Raw genomic sequence first — 21056 nt, forward strand, 5'->3', positions numbered from 1 at the left:
TTAAGTCCTTTCAATATAAGTAAGAATTGCGATTAGTTGGTAAACTTCGCTGCCGTCTTCATAAGATGAGAGTTTGTTAGGACGTGCCGTTACTTCGTGGCCATACCACGCAACACCTTGGGGATGCACAGGGCAGACTCCACGGTCAATGGCATCTGCTATCTTGTTTAGCTCCGCCAAAGCGTCAATACGCCCGCGTTCATCCTCTGGGCGGCATTTGATGTATAGCTCATAGCCATACTGGTAGATTCCTCCACCACTTAAATACTTGCGCAGTATCGCTTGTGTGGGTGCTGGCTGGAGCTGTGCCGATACTCCTAGGATTGTTGAAAACTCTCCCAGTGAAACGCTGATTGGATCTAGTAGGCTTTCTGCCCATTCAAGCACACATGGCGTGAGGTCGGTCACTATCCCATCATCTCCTTAGCCTTCTGCGCGAAAATCTTTCCCCAGGCGTCCTTTCTCACCGCGCGCGTTTTCTCAAACCAATGGTCGGTTCCTTGTTTGGGGTGCCTTAGTCCCTTGGTGTAGTACTGATAGCGTGCGTATTTAGCCGTATCATCATTAGTGCCCCACATAATTTCGCAGTCGGTGGTGCCCTGCTTAGTCTTGCCACTGCCAGTAAGGTCGCCGTTTAAATAAGGGATGTTAGGCTTACAGTCGCTTAATGCGTTTTCTGCCGTCACAAAACATGCTGCCTGTAAGGCATTGTCGCCCCTGCGCTCAAGCTCTTTGATACTCACGCCGCCAAACTGGTGGGTTACCCTCATGCGCTCACCTCCATGTGGTGGAAGTGCCCCTTATCAGACCAAACAGAAACGATGGACACGCGCATAGAGTCGTGTGGAGGAGTTTCCGAGTCGTCCGCACCAACTGCTATGCGGTCACCTGCTACGATGTCTAGGCGCTTGAATAAGTACGCCTTCATGGAGGTCTGCGCTACGGGGCCAACACCTGACGGGATATACCCGACTGCCCAGTCGATACGACACCCAGAAACAACGCTACGAATCCACTGCGCCTGTTTGGGTGTGCCCGTGTTATGCCAAACGGTGATTGTGTCAGATGCGATAGCCATGAGTTCTTACGCCAATCCGCAGTATAAAAGACCTGTGCCATACAGCCAGGGCGTTACAGCGTCTATGTCGCCCTGGTTTGCCTTGGCTTCTGTGTAGACCTTAGTGGTGCCACCGATGGTCTCCTGCTTGATACCTTCTTCTGCGTATCCAGCGCCTGCTACACGCTCGCACAGCTCGGATAAGGCGGCCAGCCAATCTAGCTCCCAAATGCTGGGAATATCTCTGCCAGTAATGGCGACAAGGCGCGCACGCGCCGCGGGGAGGACGGCCTTAAACTCGTCCTCCTGCAGCTTGTTGTGCGTCTGACGGTAAATCTCGTATGTCAGAGTAGGGGTCACCTAGACACTCCTTAGGCGTGCTTGTTTACGTAGATGCCGGCCTTCTTGTTCTTCTTGACAATGGAGCCAAATACCCAGCGGAATTGAGACAGCCAGCAGTCACCATTAGCATGAGTGCCAGGGGCGAACAAGTAAGCTACAGCACGCTTGACGATATAGCGAATAGTATTCTTACCACCAGAAATGACGATGAAGTCCACGTTTTCGCCCAGAAGCGCCTGAGGTACCTCAAAGATGGTGAAGCCATCATAAGAACCGACAGTGTCAATGATGTTTGTCTCATTGCTGAACTGACGGTCTACAGCATCCTCAAGAGCAGCCAAGGCAGTAGAAGACATATACAAGTCGCCGCCAGAAAGACCGGCTTCGGTAAACTGCGTGCGAGCCTTGCGAATCTCTGCCTTGATATTGTCCTTGGTGATAGTTTCGGAACCTGTGGCCTTAGCCTTAGCAGCAGCGGTCTTGAAGAAGTCCTTATCTACAGCTGGCAAAAAGATGGTGCGCTGATACTCAGACGCTGCCTTTGTAGACAAAATCGCTGCGGTATCGATGTCCTGCACGGCATCAATGTCAAAAGATGCCTGCTTGTCGTGCTCAAGCGTATAAGGCGTGTAGGACAGGGTGACGTCGTTTTTGGTCTTGAAGCCGTCGTAATCGTTTACGGTGTCAGACGCAAAGGTAATGTCAGGTACGTTTACGGTCTTGGCATTTACGAACTCTGCGCCAGGGTCGCTATAGCGAGCAGCATAGGACGATGTAACCAGTACCTCGTCGAGAGCCTTGGTAAATACCTCGGGAAACTTGCTAATTGTGTTAGGCATAAATGCTCCTTACTTAGTGTTTGGGTGGAGTAAGTCCTGCAGCTTCGTACGCAGCTTTCTCAAGCTTCGCTGCAGAGCTGGGCGTACCTGCAGAAGAGCCACCAGTACTGACGCTTTTAGGCTGATTGAACAGATAAGGCTTTTCTGCCTTAAGCTTGTCAATATCGCCATCAAATGCTTTAAGTGCCACACGACCAAGCTCTGTATCTACACAGCCAGCAGCACTAAGAGCTGCATTGGCTTTTTCAGTTGCGAGACTGTCCTTAAGCTCTGCAAGCTCGCTTTGCAGCCTGTCTACATCAGATGCAGACTTGCCGCTCTGCTCAAGCTGTGCCTTAAGCTCTGCAATGGTCTTGTCACGGTTTGCAATATCGCGCTCATACTTGTGGTAGTTAACCGTCTGCTCGCCGCTAGACGCACCCCTAGGGTCTTGGGGCTGTGCGCCCTCGCCTATAGGGGTCTGTGCGGATGCAGCTTGCGCCTGTGGGTCTTGGGGCTGTGCGCCCTCGCCAGCCTTGGGGTCTTGGGGAGCTGCTACTCCCTCGCCATTAGCATTAGGCATATTTGTTTTCCCTTCTTCGTGATTTTGGCAGGTTGCCTTGTCACAAAAAAGTTTCGATGTGTGGTAACGGCATAAAATTACCCTCCCATGTGGGGAGGGTAATAAAACCAATCTAGGAGCGCCTTTTAACTAATCTGTCAGGAAATTCGTAAATTATTTATTATGCTCGGGGTGCCGTTCAATCCATTTTTTATACTCGTTTTCAGGTAAAAGTTTCTCAGCGACTTCTTGCTCAGTCGCTTTCCACACCTGTGCCAAGTCCTCGATAGATTTATCAGAAGGAAGACCTACAGTGATAGGAACAGCTGTATATGCACTCTCTGCCATTTTTACTTCCTTGATTTGGTAAATGAATATCTATATCCATATATTTTAGCATTTTGAGAAAACCATTCGTGCATCAACTCCGCCTTTTTAATTCGTTCTAGTCTAAATAGCTCGTCATAACTCACGCCACCATTGAATATGGTTCTGCCTTTTGCCATCAAGCCATCGGCAACAATAAGACGTGACTCTCTTTCAGCAGAATCTTCTGCCTTTTTCGCAGCTTTGTAAAACTTCTTAGGTTTTGAGTTTTCCGTTCTTTCAATGCGATATATACCTTCATTACATACAGCTGTATAAGACATAAGATTCGCATCCGTCAGGTGAAAAATGTCTCCTCTTTTTTCGCCTCCGACAGAAAAAGTTCCTCCATATTCGGATGGATGTGTATGAGTGGCACTCAAATTGTGCCATTCATATCCCTTAGGCAATAAAAATCTAACATGCGTTCTACCTCCCGCAACAACCCCTCCAACTATATTTCCGTTTTTATCTAAAAGAGCGCCATACTCTTTAGAAAAAATCCAGTTGTTTTTGGAAAACTCATCACCTGTAGTAATTGCACCTGCCGTATATGTCCTGCGAATCGCAAGACCTCTAGGCTGTTTCTTTACACCATAGGCGCGCTCACGCTCATACAAGCGTGTAAGCCCATTCGCACGACAATGCTCACGCAGCAACGCCTGGGTGCGTCCTAACTTATAGCGGTCATCCACCATATCTAAGCCTTGCTCTTGGCCAAGAGCTATACGGCGCTTGTACTTACGCACCTTGCGCTCTAATGCGCGCTGCTTTTGCGTAGCCTTGTAATACTCATCGCTGGTCATGCCATAGCGTTTCTGCTCTTTTTCAAAGCTTAAGTCGGGTAGCTGTGACAGACCAGGCATATACGGCACCATCTCATGCTGACAATTAACGCCGCACAGACGGTCGCCAAGTGCCGCAAACGGTCCTGTGCCAGAGTATCCCGTGCCTTCATCCAGGCTGGGGTATTTATCGCTTGTACCGCTTCTGGAATACACCTTGCCTTGCCATATAGCGTGTGATGGGCGTGCACCAAAATGTGCAGAGACAAACACTAAGTCCTGGTCGTATTGGTCGCACCTGTCACTTAAGATTTGCGCCTTTGCCTGGGATACCTGCGAAACAATATGGCGGCGCACAGCAGCGTCAATGGTCGTTTTCACGCCGCTTTTATAGTCGATGGTTTCAATGCCCGCATCGGACAAAGCGCGTACGGCATCCTCCATAATTGCACGGCGCGAATCGCCCAGCTCTTTGCGCACAACGGCGTTTGCAGCGATTGTATACCACGTGGTGGCCATGGTGTTGACCAAAGCGATATTTTGATGGTTTACAATCTCGTCAATACCACGTGCAGCCTGCGCAAACTCTAGTGCGCCTTGCTTGGTGAGTTGGTGCTTTGTGTGGAGCTTCTCTAGCGTCTGCTCAACTTCTGTCTCATAGCCTTCTACAGCACTTAGAAACGCCTCACGCGTCTCTTTGCTAATGCGTCTTTTGTATTTGATAAAGATGGCCATAGCGTCGCTCTTAGCGCGTGCAGCGAGCGTAGAGAGCATGTCAGGGTTATCTACGCCCGACAAAAGATACTGCGTCAGACGCGAGCTCATTTTCTCGACGTAGTCCTCAAGAGCACCATGTACAACCTCTTCAATAAGCGCATCGAGGTTCTTATCAACCATTAGGCTTCCTCAGGCAACCCTGACGTAGCACTGACAAGTGCGCGTGCTTCGTCCTCACTCATGCCGTAAAAACGCATGGGATACAGCCAAGCGGGCGCGAGATTACGTGCGATGTCATCCTTCATCTGAGCACGCTCGGTGGCGGTGTCCTCCACGATTGAGTCGTCCCATGTGATGTCTACGTCAGTAGATGTAGGCACAACGCCACACAGAGCACACTCGGACGCATAAGCACCGGCAAACAGGCGTTTTAGAGCCTTGCCTACCTGCTGCTCGTGCTTGCGTACATTGCGGAATAGCTGGGAGTTATCGCTGGAAACCTCGGTTGCTGTGCGCAGGCCCTGCTGGCGAGAATAGCTAAAGTAGTTTGGACCAAAACCGCACTTAAAGCTCATGAGTGACAACGCAGAGTTAATAGACGCATCAGTCGCATCAGCTTGGAGGTCAGGTGCATATACCGTAAGTGGTGTTTGACCACTTACACCGCTAGTCTTTACGGGTCTAAACATACGCTGGTCAAGTGTGGAAGACAGCTCGACTTCTCCTGTTTGCACGTTGCGTTTAACTGCGGTCTCGTCCACCATTACACGTGGCTGGCATAAACGCAACATCCAGTAACTGCGGTCAAATGCTTCGTCTACGCACTTAATGGTATCGATGCCGTCATTAAATACACTCACACCAAGAGGAGACGCGTCAACATATGTGTTTGCGATGGCTGGGCGTACCAAGGCGTACGTAGGAAGAGAGCAGCGCGTATCGAGGACAGGCGTTACAGACTCGCACTCTACGGGCACATTGTGGTTCTTAGGGTCAAACAGCCACGTGAGCACATGATAGATGCCTTCCACAGGCTCATGCACCTGTAGACGGTCAAGCATACGCCCATCTACCAGCACACAGTCGGTAAATGCACATGAGACAGAGTCTGCGCCATCAGACAAAAGCGGAATGATGTTTCCCGCATCATGAAAAGCAATTGACGCTTGCATAGATCCTTCTGTGCCCTCGTAATTGCAGCTCCATGCACCAGTGCCCAGTGCAAATGCAAGAGCAAGGTTATCTGCTTGTTCGCCGACGAAATCACCAAAGCGCTCCTCCAGCCATGTGTTCAGCGCTGCGTCCTCGGCGCTAATTTGGGTCTTCTCGTCCATGACAAGCGTTGCCCATTCCTCGGCAACAGCGCGTGCGGGGCGCAAACTCAAATGTTTGTTTGGTGCGTCACGCTTAACAAACGTCTGCCCTGCCGTAGGGTCATAAAAGCTGTTTTCAGCTTGGTACCAACCCCACCAATTGGTAATGAACTCGTCCATTGTGTTGTTGCATACATAGCCGTTGTGGCGCAAAAACTCAGTTGCCCATCCAGGGACGCCGTTAATTTGCTTGAGAGCTGCCAATGTGTCCTCCTAAATCATTTGCCTGTCATCGATGAGAGTCGAGCACGCATAACGCAAAGCGTCGATTGCGTGGTTATCCTTATCCGGCAAAAGACCTGTTATCTCGCCGTCTTTGGTCATTTCGTATTGATACGCAGGAATCTCTGCTGTAGATAGCGTGCAGACAGGGTCAATAACAATCTTTGTGCGCTCTTGCAGCCAGCGAACGGAGTTTCTGACGTTATGCGCACCTTGTTTAGGCGCAGCCAAAGCTTCGATACCAGCCTCACGCCACGATGCAATACTTTTAGGCTCAGCACCATCGCACATTACATATGCGAATGGTTCTGCGTCTTCTACAATCTTGTCATCATCGTCTAAAAGCTCTGCTCCCATACGCTGTGTGACCATATACGCAGTGTCTTCGTTGGAAAGGCCCTTGCCGCTCATTTCATCCAGGATGTAAAGCGTGCGTTTTTTCGCGTCGTACCCAATCTTTATCCACACCCATGGGTCCTGGCTGAATCCCCAGTCAACGCCGTAGTAGTGATGTTCAAGCTCACGACGCTCGTCAAGCGCGATTGGGCGCACCTCACAGCGACTGAATACCTCAGCGCCAAACCCTACAGGTTCGCCCATGTATTCATGCAGATACGATTCTTCGTCAACTGCCTTGAGCGCTTCTGCGTCCTCGTAAATCTGTGCCGGCACCCACTCAGGTGGGACATCGTTGTAATTAGCCTTGTAAACAGGTATACCACCTGCGATAAGCTCTTCAATTTTTTTGTTTGCCCAGCTGGAGCGCGTACGTGGGGGGTTAAACGAATGAAAGCGAAAATACACAGCATCCAGTCCAGCGTCACGTGTAACCGACTGGTAGATAGTGCGAATCTCACTCATGCCGGCGAACTGGTCGGCTTCCTCTATCCATGTATAAGCAAAATACGTGCCATTGGGCGCTTTAACGGACTTAGTTTTCTCTGTGTTATCGCCACCACGAAAAATGATGACCTGTCCCGTTGCCTTGTTGCGCATACGCAAGGGAGATACCGTACAGTCCCACACATCCTCTACGCTGTGCTTGCGCAACGCCCATAACATCTGTTCGTAAACGCCTTCGCGAATATCTGCCTTACGCTTTACTGCAACAAATGCACTTCGCTCGGAGTGCTTCATTAAGCCGTCTACGATTTCAAGCGAGATGCACGAGCTTTTAGTGGACGCACGCCCGCCATAAAACCAAAACTCGCCGCCCTTATCCTGCGCAATTACACGATGTGCCGCAAAAAACGGTTCGGCAATCAACACGCCAAAATCACGCACATAGGCGTCCTGCTCATCTGGCACCTCATCGGGCAAGGCGTCTAACAGCGTTTTGCCAAGAGCTGCCACGCCCTGGATGGCGTCGCGGCTTATTCCTTCATGCTTGATTACTTTGCGCGATTCCTGAAACGTTTCTGACATGCCTGCCAAAACATCGCTCTTGCTAATAATCGCTTCTTTTGCTATTTGTTTTTTCAAATACAGGATTCTCGCCTGCACATCGCCAAGCTTTTCCAGTGCGTAGGCTTTGTTGTCAACAGAAGCAGGTTTCCAATTTCTGCGTGATGGATATACCTCATACATTGCTTGCTGGCGTGTCTTTCCAGCAGCGCGCAAAAGGCAGTACTTTTCGTATCTATCGTTTTTCAGCGGGTCTTTGCCTAGCATTGGCGCCGCCTTTTCTCCTTGAACAGACTTTGGCGCAGGGCGTTTGCGCGAGCGTCTTCGCGGCGCCTATGCTCCATCTCATGTAAATAGCATCCCTTACACAGACCCATCGCTTTTGCACGAGCTGACTCTGTCCACACAATGCGCTGCCCGCATACCGAGCAAATGGGAATAGCAGCCTGCCAACGCCCACGGCGCGCTCTTATGTGTCTGATAGCCAGAGCAGAGCGTCCGGGTAATATTTCGCTAAGTTCTTGTGAGGTCATTTCAGGATGGGCACGTAAGGTCTCGAACTCTTCCTCGGACCATTTCAAGCGCCTATTTAATTGTGAATGTTTTATGTATGGAACACTTGTTCCTATATCCATACTCACGCCTTGACCTCCTGTTGTATCGTTACAGAAAGTCTATGTGCGCGATAACGAGTGGCCGCCAAACCAAACTCGCACGCCGCATGAGCATATCCATTTTTCAACGCCAAAAAGTATATCGCACTAACAAAAAAGCCGCCCATATTGGACGGCTTTCTGTTATCGGTCTGGAAGATAACCAAAAATCAAATTTCGTAGAGTTTTACGTACAACCCCCACGGCTCTCCGTAGGCTTGCGTCACCTTTGCGCATACGATTTGCTTGTCATCTTCTATGAACTGACATGCTGCCATAGCGTCCTGGATAAGCTTAGTGGCGTTATCCCAATCTGGCTTTTGCGTATATGGCTGTCCAGGCTTGTGTTTGCCGGTTGGCTCATACACCAACACCAACTCAAGACCTAGAGCGCCTGTGAGCCGTTTTGCGGGCCTATATTTCGCAATATGACTAATTACACATTGTCTTGCTTCTGCAAGCCTAGAATCGTCGTACAAACGCCTTGTAGCCGTATTAAACTTTTTTGCCTGTGGTGTAGTTTTCGGCAGCCGCATAGGCTCAAAGAACTCAATCGTGTTTTTCACGGCTAAAACATCCCTTTGAAAAATCCAAACCACCACAAGACAGCAGTCACTACCAAAATGAAGCCGACCAAATGCGAGTCGATTGTTATGCCAGAAAAATTGTCTGTGACTCTTCTCCTAATTGCTGTTTTAAGCACAGCCAACAAGACAATGATGTATATGACGTGCCAAATATTCATTTGTTACGCCTCCTCAACCAATGCGTCTAGCTCTACGTATATTTGGTCAAGCTTCTCTGCCGTTACAACAAGGTCAATGAATGCGTCATTTACCATTCGCGCTGTACGGTCAATGCACTCAATATCAATGCTGGTTTTGTTCGAGGCGTGTGGATTGTGGAAGTTACAAACGATTCTTGCCAGCCTCATCTTGATGGCATGAGCGTAAGTGTCCAAACACTCGCAGAGGTCTTGTTGCATATCACGAATATCTTCTGCGACATCTGCCACTGCCGCGCTGCACTTCGCAGGGTCGTTGATAATAGGTATTTTTCCAGTCATACCAATAACCGCCTTTCTTAAAATATTCTGAATAAAATTATTGCAGGAGTAAAAATCTGCGTTAATCCTAAATAAGGGAGAGTTGGTAAGTGTGTGTGGCGCAGCTTCCCGCCACACTTACCCAACATCCCTTTAGGATGGGTCAAGAGATATAGGGGTGTAACTCTATATATCTTTAATACGATTTACACCCCCCCTCATACACCCCTCTAGGGTTCTAATTCTGACCCGTCCCAATCAAGCGGGATGTCTTTGTCTGATTGTGTGTCGTAAAGATAATTTGTCTCTTTGTCACAGCGAATTGGTGACCATTTAGCTTTGTTTGTGGTCCAATTTTTGAGAGTGTTTAACGTGATTTCTTTTTCAAAAATCCCACTGTCATTAATAATCTCAAGCATATTTACGCGAGTAGGTTCTATGTCTTCGCCTTCGCAAATTTCAAGAGCGTCTCGCATTGCTTGGGTTTTTTTCAATTGCTGCTCTTTATTTTTCTTAAGCTTGTTTTCTCGTCCGTTTGCTCTTACCTTCTGCGCCTTCGGGTCGTTTTTATCGTAAATATTTACAAACTCACCCTCGACCAATAGGTCATCAAGCGCCCCTGTAAGGTCTGGGCAATGCAGCGGATACTGGAACCACAGGTTCTTCTCGTCAAACTTCGGAAACTCTCGCAGGGTTCCGTCCAGTCTCCATGCAGTCCAGGTCTTCGCAGCTTGTTTGGTAGCCTCGCCAATCGACAGAAGGCTTTGGTAGTACTGCGGCGTCAGATGCTGCTGTGCCCAGGCGCATACCGCAACAGGTCCTGCTTGCTCGTCTGGCGTGAGCGTCTGTTTCCATCCAGGGACATACATATTCATCCAGGCTTGGATTTTCAGCCAATCGACTTCGCTTTGGCGCGCCTGCAACACATCGTCTGTGACATTGAGCTGGCTCATATCGATAAGCGCGTCTGGGTCACGTGCGAACACTCCAGAGCCGCTAGCACGGTCCATAGAGCGCTTAGAGCCTTGCGCACCCTTGGAGTGGTGGTGGCAATAAATCACAGCGCACCCAAGCTGTGACGCCACCAAATCAAATGAATTACAAAACGCTGCCATTTGGTCTGCGGAGTTCTCGTCGCCGGTAATTACCTTATAGATAGGGTCGATAACAACCGCGATATAGTTCTTTTTCGCAGAGCGCCTAATAAGCTTTGGCGCAAGCTTATCCATGGGAACTGACTTGCCACGTAGATTCCAAATATCGATATTGTCGATATTGATAGGCGCCCATCCAAGAGCTGCATACACATCACGAAAACGATGCAGAGCGCTTGGGCGGTCTAGCTCCAAATTGACGTATAGAACACGCCCCTGGGCACATTGCCAGCCAAACCATGGCTTACCCTCTGCGATAGCTGCGCATAGCTCGATAAGCGCGTAGGACTTACCCGCTTTGGAAGGACCAGCAATAAGCATCTTGTGGCCCTGGCGTAAAACTCCATCAATGAGTGGCGGCGCGAGTTGCGGCATATCGTCCCAAATCTCTGATAGTCCTTCTGGGTCTGGCAAATCATCATTTACTGCCTGAATCCAGTCCCACCATTCTGCCCAGGACTCCTTGCCAATATTGGTTGCCACAAGATATTGCTTGTTCTCGCCACGCATTACACCCGGCAAGCGTGACAGACGACTAGGATTTTTGTTTTGCGTGTCGAGGATAAGTCCGTTCTTTTTACAAACATCGTACAGAGAGTCAACGCGCTTTTTGTATTCGGCGTAATCTGCTGCATCCACACGAACAATGGCGTGCAAGCTCTTGTTACCGGAATCTACTAGCGTAGCGATTGGTAGTTCCAGCTGCTCCATAAGGGCGTATTGCATCTCTTTGCTCATAGAATCTGATTCGACAAGGGCGTATCGAAACTCGGCCACATTGGAATTGCGCACACCTTGGCCATCAAGCGCGTTAAAACGCACCCAGGCGCCTGCCTGTGGATTGTAGTCGGCCATGGCCATGCCAATGTCTTGGTAGTGGTTTAGGTCGCGCAAAATCTCGGAGCTGGTACGAGCGTATGAGCCTTTGGACGGCAAGAAACGTCCGTCCTTTTCCCAGGATTCCATTACGTAGCCTACGTATTCGTCTGCTTCAAAAAGCGTTGAGATGTAAGTCGTGATTTCTTGTATAGGGTTCCACGCATCATCTGACGGAACGTGTAGGGGTTTTCCCTCTACCCAGGTTTTATCGATGAATACTGTCTCGTCTTTTTCGACTGGCTTGCGCTTGTAAAAATCGTAATCGTCGTATTCATCGTCTGGCAGAATATCGATAGGCTCGTCCCAGTCTAGAGCGCGCCCTTTTTCTTCTTCGGGGAAAATATCGACGTTGTGGTCCTCGGCAATGTGGATGATAGTGCCAGAACTTACTCCCTCTCCATCAAATGTCGCCCACTTCTTGGCGCACTCTCCTTGGTGATAACGCTTAGTGTCTTTTGCGCTCCATGCGTCCCAGACTTCAACTCCAAACCCGCAGGCTTTGAGTGCCATGCCAATTTGTGTCCACTCGGTGTAATCGCATTCAGCAGGATCTATCCTGTCTACGATGTCTGGCAGGTCTGCATGCTTTTGTGTGTCCATAAAAACCTCCTTTTGCTTACAAAAAGGGGAGCACGTGCGTACTCCCCCAATGCGCGTGTATGTAGTTGTGGCTTGCTCTTAAGCTTCGTACTCGTCTTTTTTGACCAGCTCGAAAATCAACCATTTGTCGCTGATGTGGGTCAGCTGAAGGACAACATACTTGCTGTCCTCTTTAAACAAACGATTATTCGCGTATGGGCTGTCAATTTCGCATCCGACAAAAAAGCTTTTCGGATGTGTCTTGCGCAGAAAGCTAGCGTTGCTACCTATTGTTGCGTCTGCCCTCTGTAGCTCATTACATGATGGCTTAGCTTCTGCTTCTGCTGCTTTTATGCGCTGCTCGAGGTGGTAGAAATAGATTTTGCGAACCCCTTCTACGTCTTGGCTGTATTGTTTTAAGCAGTCGTAGCCACTTAGCCCGATATAGTCTAGCTTTGCGTTGGCGTAGGCAAGTCTGTTAGCTAAATCAAAGGCAATGTCCTTTAGCGTTTCGCTCATCTCTACTCCACCTCCCTTACAATACGTGCGCCACAGTTGGGACAGTAAGCCCAGTCAATCGGATGGTTGACCCAATCTCCGTCAGCACAGAATGTCTCACCGCACGCCGAACAGATGAAGTTGTCTGTCCTGAACTCTCTCGGAGCAGACTTATTATATGCAACCTGCTTGTTGCGGCATATTGGGTCTATCAGGTCGGCGAGGTCGTTCGGCCAGTAGCCGCGTATGAACTCGTATGCCGACTCGTCGCTCTCTTTTGCGTAGTACCTTATCGACTCCGCCACCACGCGGCGCTCGTCGCTAGATTGCGTCATTGATGTTCACCACCCTTGCTCCACAATGTGGACAGTAATAAGGATTATTGATAGATGAGCAATAGCCGCATGCAGAACAGGCAAATTCGTAATCTTCGCCATTGGTACCTTCCATGCACCCCAAAGTCATGGCACGTGGGGTCTATGAGTTCTGCAAGACGGTCAAATATCTGGTCATCTGCGTCTTCGTAGGATAAAAATCCAAGTGCACGCATCAAATCTTCTACCATCCATGGATAATCGCGCTGATTACACTCTTCTTTTGTTTCACGTAGCTTCTCGGCTATCTCTTTACGCTGGTCGGGTAATGAATTAGCCATGTCTAGTCCTTACTCGTAATCTTTACGCCAGGGATTTGCTCAGGCAAGAAATTAATCTCGTAGCTGTACTTATCGACGTTAGAGCCGCTCAAATCCTCGACCGTGTAGCACGTCCACTCATTGAGATAAACGAAATGCTTGGTGTACTTGCCATCGGGCAGCTCACACGTAACTTCAAGCTCGTTGGTGTCCTTGTTTTTGCTGATAGAAAACGTGCCTGTGAGCTGTAAGGTGACTTTGTCAGAGCGGCAATTGATGACCGTTAAGCGCCTGACCACGTTGAAGTTGTCGGCTTCCTTGCTGACGTTGTGTGAAACTCTCTCTGACTCCGTGCAGCCACTAAGGCTTAGTGCTGCGACCGTTGCAGCAACTACTACAAGTACTGCGACGGCAATACTGATAAGGTGCTTTTTCATTTTTTCTCCTATGCTTTGCGTTTTACCAGCTCAAAAATGACACTGCTGGCATTTCGTCTTTCTCGATTTGTGGTGGGACATAGCTTGCTGGATCTATTGCATGCGGTACGCGCCAGCCATTAGTAGACAGCCGGCTAATTAGCCTTGATGCCTGGTCTAGCGACCATTCGCCCACATGCTTAAACCCGTAGCGCTCAAGCAAACGAATTTGTTTGGCGGAACTCATGCCCTCGGCCTTGCGCTTGTCCAGGCGATTAAGCAAAAGTGACGCTTTACCGGCACACTCAATGCCGTCTGCAAAAATGCCATGGCTCTCAAGTGCTTTTAGCTGCTTGTCTGATGGTGGGGCCATTTCCCAGCCAAAACTGGGCACGTAATTCTGCAAATCTGCATCCATGATGGACATCTCGTATTGCAAAGGGTCTACAAGCTTGCGCTTTTTAGTGCGCATTTCTGCTAGCTGCTTTGCTAGGGATTCTTCGCGAGCTTGTGCGACATCGCTCTCAGCGCTCTTCTCGACCTCTTCAAGGTCAATTGGTACGCGTTGCTGCTCAACAATCTTTGTCATTGCCTGGGCGACTTCGTCTGTTTTTGCGATTAAATGCGCCGGGCGGCAGAGTTCGTGTCGCTCGGTGTGCCACAGAAAATCGAGCAAAAGCAGCTTGTCCTTGCCGGTCTCGGGTGATAGGCGAGTGCCACGTCCTACCATCTGACAATAAAGACTTCTCACCTTGGTGGGGCGCAAAACGACAATACAATCCACACTTGGGCAGTCCCAGCCCTCGGTTAAAAGCATTGAATTGCACAAGACGTTGTATTTGCCACGCTCAAAGTCTGCCAGGACTTCTGCTCTGTCAGCTGATTGTCCGTTCACCTCTGCGGCATTAAAACCGTGCGCGTTCAAGATTGCGCAAAACTTTTGTGAAGTGGCAATGAGGGGCAAAAATACGACGGTCTTTCGCTCCATACACTCAGCTTCAATCATCTCTTGTGCAATCTGCTCTAAATATGGCTCTAGGGCGTCTCCTAGGTCCGCAGATTTAAAATCACCGGCTTGTACACCCACATGGCTTAAATCGAGCGCCAGAGGGATTGTCTGCGCCTCTATGGGGCATAGATACCCGTCCTTGATAGCCTGTGGAAGTGAATACTCATAGGCTAGGCTGTCGAACAGCTCCCCTAAATCTTTACGGTCGCCCCTATCAGGTGTGGCAGTAACGCCCAGCACCTTAGCGTCGCTGAAGTAGTCCAGGACCGCTCTGTACGAATCCGACAAGGCATGGTGGGCCTCATCCACGATGATAGTGCTAAAACGGCTCTGTCCTAGCGCATTAAGCCTGGACTGGCGCATAAGCGTCTGCACGCTTCCGACTACCACAGACTCGAACCGTCCGACTGATGTGTTTTCGGCTTTTTCGACTGCGCACGCAAGGCCAGTGGAGCGTGCGAGTTTATCTGCAGCCTGCTCAAGCAACTCTCCTCGATGAGCCAAAATCAAGACACGCTCTCCTGCATCAACGCGCCTTTTAGTGAGGTAAGCTGCGACGATTGTCTTCCCACATCCGGTTGGTAAGACAAGGAGCGTCTTTCGACGCCCCTTTTCCCATTCGTCTTCGATTGCTTGAATTGACTGTGTCTGGTATGGCCTTAGCTCAAAGCCGGCCACTTAAAATACTCCAGGTGCAGGAGCTGCAGGAGCCGCTTGTACTGGCGGCATTTGCTGGGGCATCTGCTGGGCTGGCATGCCAACAGGGGCTGCCATAGGCTGTTGTACTGGCACAGCAGACATAGGGACTTGCTGCTGTACATAGGCTTGTTGTTGCATTTGCTGGGGAGCAACAGTGGCTACCTGGGGTGTGGGTGCTGCAGCAGCTGAAGCTGCATATGCAGCTTGCTGTGGAGTTGCGCTAAGGCCTTTCTTCGCCACTTCTGATGGCTTTAGGCATTTTTTGACATCGGCGTAGGTATCGCCGTTGTACTCTCGGTGCTCCATATGCAGCCATCCCGTAGCGCCTACTACAGCATCCCAACGAGGAGCGAACCTATCTCCGTCGGCGCTTTTTTCTGGCGCAAGACCAACGCTGATAAAAAACTCCTTGATGCGTCGCATCATCTTCGCATTGAGGATGATGTTGTAAAACGCATAAGAAGTGCTCCCATCTGCGGGGTTAGTAAGCTTAAGCGTAAGCTTTGCCATGGGAGACGCTGCCATCTTGGCACTGCCATTGAATGTGGCGCGCTCAATCTTTGTCACTTCAAAAGGATAATCTCCTGCGTCGAACAGCACAAACTCGTCATCAGGGGTGTTGTCGATAGGCTCGTCCCAGCTAAGTGCCCTGCCTAATTCTTCTGCCATGATAAAACCTTTCTAAAAATGAGTGAATAAAATCTACTTGCCGATTATTACTTGGTAGTAATTGATGCTTTGATGGAGTCAAGAACCGTAGGAATCCATGCCACGATGTCCTCGCGCGGTGCCAGAGCTTCAAACGGCATGTCAGGTGTTGCGTATCCCTTGGACACAAGAGCGCCCATAACATCGTCTGTGGTAAGTCCTACGCCCTCAATTTGGACTTTAAGCTTGGCTAGATTATCGGGAAGCGATTCTAAGCCGTTTTGAGCCGCGTTAGGCTCGTTTGTGTCGAATGGTACGGGGATAGCGTCAAACTCCGCTTGTGTGAGGTTCTGTGCAGCCACAGAAGCGTTTGTTGTAGCTTGTGTCGCCACATTTTGCACGGGCTGCATTACTTGTGCGGGATTTGGAATGTTTGGTACAGGGATATATGGCGCAATCTGGTTCCATTCCATGGGGATACTGTCAGCCATGCCCCAGCGGTTCTTAGCATCGTATGCCGCAGAGTGGTTGGTATGAATCTGGCGGATGCGCCCACCCTGCGCGACTGCTTTACCGCTCCTAGCGTCGGTCACATTGATATTGGTCTTGTAGTTGCAAAACAACACTGCGTCTGCCCATTCCTTGACCATATTTGCGATAGACGTTTTCCTGCCGGCCTGAAGCTTTAATCCCCAATGGTCGTAGGTTCCAATCTCTCCCGGCTGCTCAATGCGCTCAATGGATGCATGAGCAAGACACAAGACGTTAAGACCACGCTCGCATACATCAGTGAGTAGGTTTAGAAACTTGCCAAACTCCTCATATACCTTGGTGTAGCCAATGCCATAGCCAAAGTCTTCGATGGACTTCTTGCTCTCTGCTCCGCAGATATGCGCAGCACAAAGTTGCTGCGCCCAATCCAAGGTGTCGATAACAAGCGTGCCACCGCACTCATAAGGAAAATCGCGAATCCAGCGCACTTCATCAAACAACATAGACCAGCTAGTAGGCTGTGGTAGTCGTGGTACGTCAATGTGGGCGGTTCCTCCTTCCACGTCAATGAAGAGAGGGGAAGGGAACTGCGCGGCAAGTGTTGATTTGCCGATGCCCTCAACGCCATAAATGATGGTTTTTTGCGGCTTAGCGATAGTGCCGCGGGTAATTTCAAATGCCATAAGTTAGTCCTTTCTTAAAATACGCCTGGCATAAATGGTGCTTGTGGTGCTTGTGATATTGGTTCTTGCGCAGCTGTAGACACGGGCGTAGACATAGGTTGTGTGACAGGTGCTACCACATCTTGTGTGTTGGTTGCGCCTGCTGCTGTGTCTTGTTTGGCGTAGCCATCTTCAATAACAACGCTGCACTCGTCTCCTGTGGATACGCGTGTTCCGATGACTTGTAGACCTACGCTTTGTGCCCAGCTGCCAAAATCAGCAAGCGTTTGCGTGTCCATTTGCTCGAGTTTGTCTACCAGCACAAAGCCACAATCAGGCTTAAGCGCTCGAACAATGGCTGTGGCTACTCGCAGCTGTTCGGCGCTGCTCATATCAGACCACGTGATGCCCTTGTAGACCAGATAGCCATCTTTTACGTCCAAATCATCAAGTGGCATGTTTGCGCCCTCCAGAAGTGCTATACGCTGCTTGCGCACAGTCTCGATTTGGTCAGAGATTGCCTTATAAGTCTCTTCGGTAGTCTCGGCTTCGGCTTCTAGGTCAGCGCGCCTTTGATTTGCGCGTACCTTCTCATTGATGGCATCAATATCGCGCAGTTTCTGTTCGATGTCTTCCGTAGATTCATCGACGAGCTTCTGGGCGATGTCTTTTGTCGAGCTTAGGCTATTAGAGAGCTGGAACTTTTCGTTTACGATGGCGCTCACTTGGTTGTTCGCATCTACCAAGTCGCGCTCAATTTGTTTTACGCGATTGCGCGCGTCTTGCTCCTGCTGCTCTTTGAGCTTCATCTGCGCTTCTAGGTCAACTACCTTTTGGCGTATAGCCTGGTTCTGGCTATTCTTAGCCAGAATTGCTTGCTGGCGCTCGATAAGCTCGGTTGCGCTTACGGGTTCTTCTGGTGCGTCTGCGTAATAGGGCATGTCTGCAGCTACTTTACGCTTGCCGAGATAGTCAGTCTTAAGTGGCCTGCGCTGGTCTGAGAGCGTCTCAATTTGGTTGTCCAGTGCCTTTATCTGGTCCTTGACGCCGATAAGGTCTAGCAAGACTTCTGCCTTCTCTTTATCGGTCGAGTTCATGAATTTTGGTAGGTTAAGCGCGAGCTGCTCAATAAACGAATTGAGAAGCGTCTGGCCACTTTTCTTGCCGCTAGGATCTACTACCTTGAGTGTGCCGCTGGAACCTTGTCGCGTAACGATAAGACCGTTTGACAGCTCTATCTTGAGCTTGGCAGGCGTGGCAGAGCCTTCGCGAGTCGGGTTTTGCGGCTTGAATGAATTGCCACCCAGTGCCCATGCGATGGCGTCCAACACGCTGGTTTTGCCTTGGGCGTTGCGCCCACCAATGACGGTCAGACCATCGGTGGTTGGTGTGATAGAGACAGCCTTAATACGCTTGACGTTTTCAAACTCAAGGCTGGCAATCTTTACGGGGTCGGTCTTGGTATCAACCATTATTTCTCCTTTTAAGTGTGTAGCTAGATAAGAAAAGCCGCCCATGTGAGGACGACGAAAAGCAGAGCTATTGCTGTGCCGACAATGAGTTTTGGCACATAGATTTGCGCCAAGTGCAGCAAGCTCGGTAAAATAGATAACAGGCTGTCTTGCCTGTTTGAGCGCTTACACTTTGGCGAGTAGGGGCGCTCATTCTTTTTTTGCGGCTCGACTAGGCGCAAATACGTAGCATGCCTGCTATTTTGTGTGGGTGCTTGCAAGGGCAAGCTTTTGTATGTATGCATACAGTGTCTCTTTCGTGTAGTAGGGGTATTTTGCATTGGGAAGACGTACACAGGGCAGTGGATTGTATTTTTGCTCTGTAAGTTCGCGCACCTTCTCTTCTCCGATACCGAGGTAGCGCGCAGCTTGGCGAGTGGTAAGCAGTAGATGTGTATCATCTCTAGGGCCACCCATGGCTACTCCTTTTCTGTGATTAGATCTTCAACAGTACAATTAAGTGCTCGCGTAATTGCTAAAACGCGATACAGTGGCATACCAGCTATAGTCTTTGCTTGGTACTTAAACAGTGTTCGGTACGGAATACCTGTCAGGTGGCTTAAGTCACGCCATGTAAGGTTGCGATTATCAAGCAACCGCTTAATGTTTGACTTCATGGAGTTCCCTTTTTGTAGCTACGAAATGCGAATTGCACCAGCAGGGATGCTATGGTCAAGGAAATCGCAGGTACTTGCTACGACAAATCGCTCGACATAAAACATGAAGTGTGGATTGCCTTCGTTCTGAGAAGAGAGCACGCTAACAAACTTTCGTGCTTCCTCAACGGTTACAAACATCCTGTCATGCCAAACATCGCACCTGACATTCACAGTCCAGTTGACACGCCAATTCATTTTTCCCATCTCTTTACCTTCTTCGCTGAATTTAAAATCGCTCAATGGCAGTTCTTCTCGTGAGGGCTGCCAACATGCAAGCGCTCATGAGCTAAAAGGCGCTTGGTTTTTGCTATTCAGCTTTCAATGTACGTAGTGGTGCAGTGTGGTACGAGCGGCGCTAGTCGAGGAAATCGTCAACTTTGCAGCCAATGGCCTTAGCCAGGGCATATAAAGCTCTAATCCCCGGGTTGGGGGTCTTGCCGCTTTCGATGCTCTGAATCGTGGCAAAGGTAACATCAGCTTCGTACGAGATTTCTCGCAGGGTCTTGCCGCTTGCTTTGCGCAGCTCGCGCAGTTTCTTTCCGTTCATTGAGTCACCTCCTCTTAGAAACTACTTAATATCTAAGTGGTACAAACATACTTAAGTATTAAGTGCTTGTCAATGATATTTTTTGGACTAATATCTAATATGTAAGTAGCTAAACAAAAAAAGAGCAGGTAATAACATGCTTTATGAATTAAAAAATATCCGAAAATCAAGTGGGTATACTCAAGCGGGAATGGCGAGCGCTATTGACGTCCCGCTTAGTACATATAGAAATTGGGAGCAATGCTTAAACGCTCCGCAAGATATTGGGACGCTCAAGAAGATTGCTGACATCCTACATACAAGCATGGAGTCTTTACTTGGCTATGATGCTGTTTTGCCGGGATATATCTCAGAAAATGTTGACGACCATTTTGTCTACGTGCCGTTATTTGGACGCATTGCCGCTGGTGAGCCGCTTTATATGGATAAAGTAGACAACCACGTACTTACGCCTAAGGAGCTTACGCGCAAATATCCTCACGCATTTTTCTTAACAATCGATGGCGAGAGTATGAACCGTGTTTTGCCAAACGGCTGTTATGCGCTAGTCAATCCAGACGAAAAGCAAATAATTGACGGTGTTGCATATGCCGTTTGCGTAAACGGATATGACGCCACCGTAAAGCGCGTCAGGCAACTTGAAAACGGCGTTGAGCTGGTGCCTGACTCAACCGACCCGACGTTTCATCCAATGGTGTATGACGCTACGGTGGCTGGCACCGAATCAATTACGATTATTGGGCGCGTTGTCTGGTACACCGTACCGTTTGATTTTGAGATATAAGGAAGGGAATAAAAATGAATTATCGGAACTTTGCTGTACTTGGAGTGGGGATTGCTATTTCACTATCTCTTGCGGGATGTGGTTCAAGTCCAGAGAAGAAGGTACAAGACACACCAAAAGCAGTGACTACCCAGGAGCAGGCTGTGGCCAAAAAGGATTTTGACGGTTCTAAGCAAGAAGAAATTGGAGAAGGAACTGTCACACTGTATACAGCAGCAGGTTCTACAGAAAATGGCAATGTGCCAAAGATGACATTGGCAAAAGATATAGTAAATCAGCTGGATATTGATACACGCGGTCTCAACAGTGCAGCTGTTACTTATATCTATGTTGATGGCGTTGAGAATATGAAAGCTAATCTTGGTGATTCTCAGCAGACCTTTACTATTCAAGGTGACGCTGTAAAAGAAGGTTCTCACACAGTTGAGCTTGTACAATTTAAGGACGATAACACGTCTTCAGAAGTTGTCTTTTACCGCAAACTGACTTACCAGGTTGTAAATTAAAAATCGCGTAACCGTTCTAATAATGTCCTTACTAA

General features: G+C 49.2%; 27 protein-coding genes. 2 read left to right on the plus strand and 25 right to left on the minus strand.

All coding sequences use genetic code 11. The features are described 5' to 3' along the window. The 25 genes from SPD80_RS03980 to SPD80_RS04100 form a co-directional block, all read right to left on the minus strand. Positions 1-408, minus strand: coding sequence for a hypothetical protein (locus tag SPD80_RS03980; protein WP_320828579.1), 408 nt, complete (start codon positions 406-408; stop codon positions 1-3). Beyond that, positions 408-770, minus strand: coding sequence for a minor capsid protein (locus tag SPD80_RS03985; RefSeq protein ID WP_320828580.1), 363 nt, complete (start codon positions 768-770; stop codon positions 408-410). Before SPD80_RS03985 ends, SPD80_RS03980 begins: the two co-directional genes overlap by 1 nt. Further along, entirely contained in the window at positions 767-1078 is a 312-nt protein-coding gene (locus SPD80_RS03990; protein ID WP_035424428.1) for a hypothetical protein, read from the minus strand. The genes SPD80_RS03985 and SPD80_RS03990 overlap by 4 nt, the downstream gene beginning before the upstream one ends. 6 nt (positions 1079-1084) lie before the next feature. Then, positions 1085-1417: a hypothetical protein gene (locus tag SPD80_RS03995; protein ID WP_320828582.1), complete on the minus strand. Its 333-nt coding sequence runs from the start codon at positions 1415-1417 to the stop codon at positions 1085-1087. 11 nt (positions 1418-1428) lie between these two features. Next, entirely contained in the window at positions 1429-2238 is an 810-nt protein-coding gene (locus SPD80_RS04000; RefSeq protein ID WP_320828583.1) for a hypothetical protein, read from the minus strand. 13 nt (positions 2239-2251) lie between these two features. Next, entirely contained in the window at positions 2252-2800 is a 549-nt protein-coding gene (locus SPD80_RS04005; protein WP_320828584.1) for a hypothetical protein, read from the minus strand. 153 nt (positions 2801-2953) lie between these two features. Beyond that, positions 2954-3127 (minus strand): hypothetical protein, encoded by a 174-nt coding sequence (locus SPD80_RS04010; protein WP_308805741.1) that lies wholly within the window; start codon positions 3125-3127, stop codon positions 2954-2956. Between the two features lie 2 nt (positions 3128-3129). Next, a complete protein-coding gene (locus SPD80_RS04015; RefSeq protein WP_320828586.1) occupies positions 3130-4827 on the minus strand; it encodes a phage minor capsid protein in 1698 nt (565 codons plus the stop codon). After that, a complete protein-coding gene (locus tag SPD80_RS04020) occupies positions 4827-6224 on the minus strand; it encodes a hypothetical protein (protein WP_320828587.1) in 1398 nt (465 codons plus the stop codon). Before SPD80_RS04020 ends, SPD80_RS04015 begins: the two co-directional genes overlap by 1 nt. A gap of 9 nt (positions 6225-6233) precedes the next feature. Beyond that, the gene (locus SPD80_RS04025) at positions 6234-7913 is read right to left on the minus strand and encodes a PBSX family phage terminase large subunit (protein ID WP_320828589.1); all 1680 of its coding nucleotides are present in this window, start codon (positions 7911-7913) and stop codon (positions 6234-6236) included. 556 nt (positions 7914-8469) lie between these two features. Next, a complete protein-coding gene (locus SPD80_RS04030) occupies positions 8470-8865 on the minus strand; it encodes a RusA family crossover junction endodeoxyribonuclease (RefSeq protein WP_320828591.1) in 396 nt (131 codons plus the stop codon). A 182-nt stretch (positions 8866-9047) separates the two neighbouring features. Further along, positions 9048-9365: a hypothetical protein gene (locus SPD80_RS04035; protein ID WP_320828592.1), complete on the minus strand. Its 318-nt coding sequence runs from the start codon at positions 9363-9365 to the stop codon at positions 9048-9050. 209 nt (positions 9366-9574) lie between these two features. Beyond that, positions 9575-11977, minus strand: coding sequence for an AAA family ATPase (locus SPD80_RS04040; protein ID WP_320828594.1), 2403 nt, complete (start codon positions 11975-11977; stop codon positions 9575-9577). A gap of 78 nt (positions 11978-12055) precedes the next feature. Next, on the minus strand, positions 12056-12475 hold the full coding sequence (locus tag SPD80_RS04045) for a hypothetical protein (RefSeq protein ID WP_320828595.1): 420 nt from the start codon (positions 12473-12475) through the stop codon (positions 12056-12058). A 2-nt stretch (positions 12476-12477) separates the two neighbouring features. Beyond that, entirely contained in the window at positions 12478-12789 is a 312-nt protein-coding gene (locus SPD80_RS04050) for a hypothetical protein (RefSeq protein ID WP_320828596.1), read from the minus strand. 44 nt (positions 12790-12833) lie between these two features. Beyond that, positions 12834-13109: a hypothetical protein gene (locus tag SPD80_RS04055; RefSeq protein ID WP_320828598.1), complete on the minus strand. Its 276-nt coding sequence runs from the start codon at positions 13107-13109 to the stop codon at positions 12834-12836. 2 nt (positions 13110-13111) lie between these two features. Then, positions 13112-13525 carry a hypothetical protein gene (locus tag SPD80_RS04060; RefSeq protein WP_320828599.1) on the minus strand — a complete coding sequence of 138 codons (414 nt, stop codon included), beginning with the start codon at positions 13523-13525 and terminating at the stop codon, positions 13112-13114. Between the two features lie 22 nt (positions 13526-13547). Continuing rightward, the gene (locus SPD80_RS04065) at positions 13548-15191 is read right to left on the minus strand and encodes a DEAD/DEAH box helicase (protein WP_320828600.1); all 1644 of its coding nucleotides are present in this window, start codon (positions 15189-15191) and stop codon (positions 13548-13550) included. Then, entirely contained in the window at positions 15192-15881 is a 690-nt protein-coding gene (locus SPD80_RS04070) for a hypothetical protein (protein ID WP_316252669.1), read from the minus strand. 47 nt (positions 15882-15928) lie between these two features. Continuing rightward, the gene (locus SPD80_RS04075; protein WP_320828602.1) at positions 15929-17035 is read right to left on the minus strand and encodes an ATP-binding protein; all 1107 of its coding nucleotides are present in this window, start codon (positions 17033-17035) and stop codon (positions 15929-15931) included. Positions 17036-17049: 14 nt separating this feature from the next. Beyond that, the gene (locus SPD80_RS04080) at positions 17050-18486 is read right to left on the minus strand and encodes an AAA family ATPase (protein WP_320828603.1); all 1437 of its coding nucleotides are present in this window, start codon (positions 18484-18486) and stop codon (positions 17050-17052) included. A gap of 237 nt (positions 18487-18723) precedes the next feature. Then, positions 18724-18942, minus strand: coding sequence for a helix-turn-helix domain-containing protein (locus tag SPD80_RS04085; RefSeq protein ID WP_320828604.1), 219 nt, complete (start codon positions 18940-18942; stop codon positions 18724-18726). 2 nt (positions 18943-18944) lie between these two features. Continuing rightward, positions 18945-19142, minus strand: coding sequence for a helix-turn-helix transcriptional regulator (locus tag SPD80_RS04090; protein ID WP_320828605.1), 198 nt, complete (start codon positions 19140-19142; stop codon positions 18945-18947). A gap of 18 nt (positions 19143-19160) precedes the next feature. After that, positions 19161-19379: a hypothetical protein gene (locus tag SPD80_RS04095; protein WP_320828607.1), complete on the minus strand. Its 219-nt coding sequence runs from the start codon at positions 19377-19379 to the stop codon at positions 19161-19163. A gap of 160 nt (positions 19380-19539) precedes the next feature. Beyond that, entirely contained in the window at positions 19540-19731 is a 192-nt protein-coding gene (locus SPD80_RS04100) for a helix-turn-helix transcriptional regulator (RefSeq protein WP_320828609.1), read from the minus strand. Between the two features lie 136 nt (positions 19732-19867). On the opposite strand from SPD80_RS04100, the gene SPD80_RS04105 reads away from it, so the two are divergent. Together SPD80_RS04105 and SPD80_RS04110 are read left to right on the plus strand one after the other, a co-directional pair. Next, entirely contained in the window at positions 19868-20515 is a 648-nt protein-coding gene (locus SPD80_RS04105; protein ID WP_320828611.1) for an XRE family transcriptional regulator, read from the plus strand. Between the two features lie 14 nt (positions 20516-20529). After that, positions 20530-21021 carry a hypothetical protein gene (locus SPD80_RS04110; protein WP_320828613.1) on the plus strand — a complete coding sequence of 164 codons (492 nt, stop codon included), beginning with the start codon at positions 20530-20532 and terminating at the stop codon, positions 21019-21021. Positions 21022-21056: the final 35 nt, after the last annotated feature.

This window comes from Atopobium sp., assembly GCF_034113385.1.
Classification (GTDB): Bacteria; Actinomycetota; Coriobacteriia; order Coriobacteriales; family Atopobiaceae; genus Atopobium.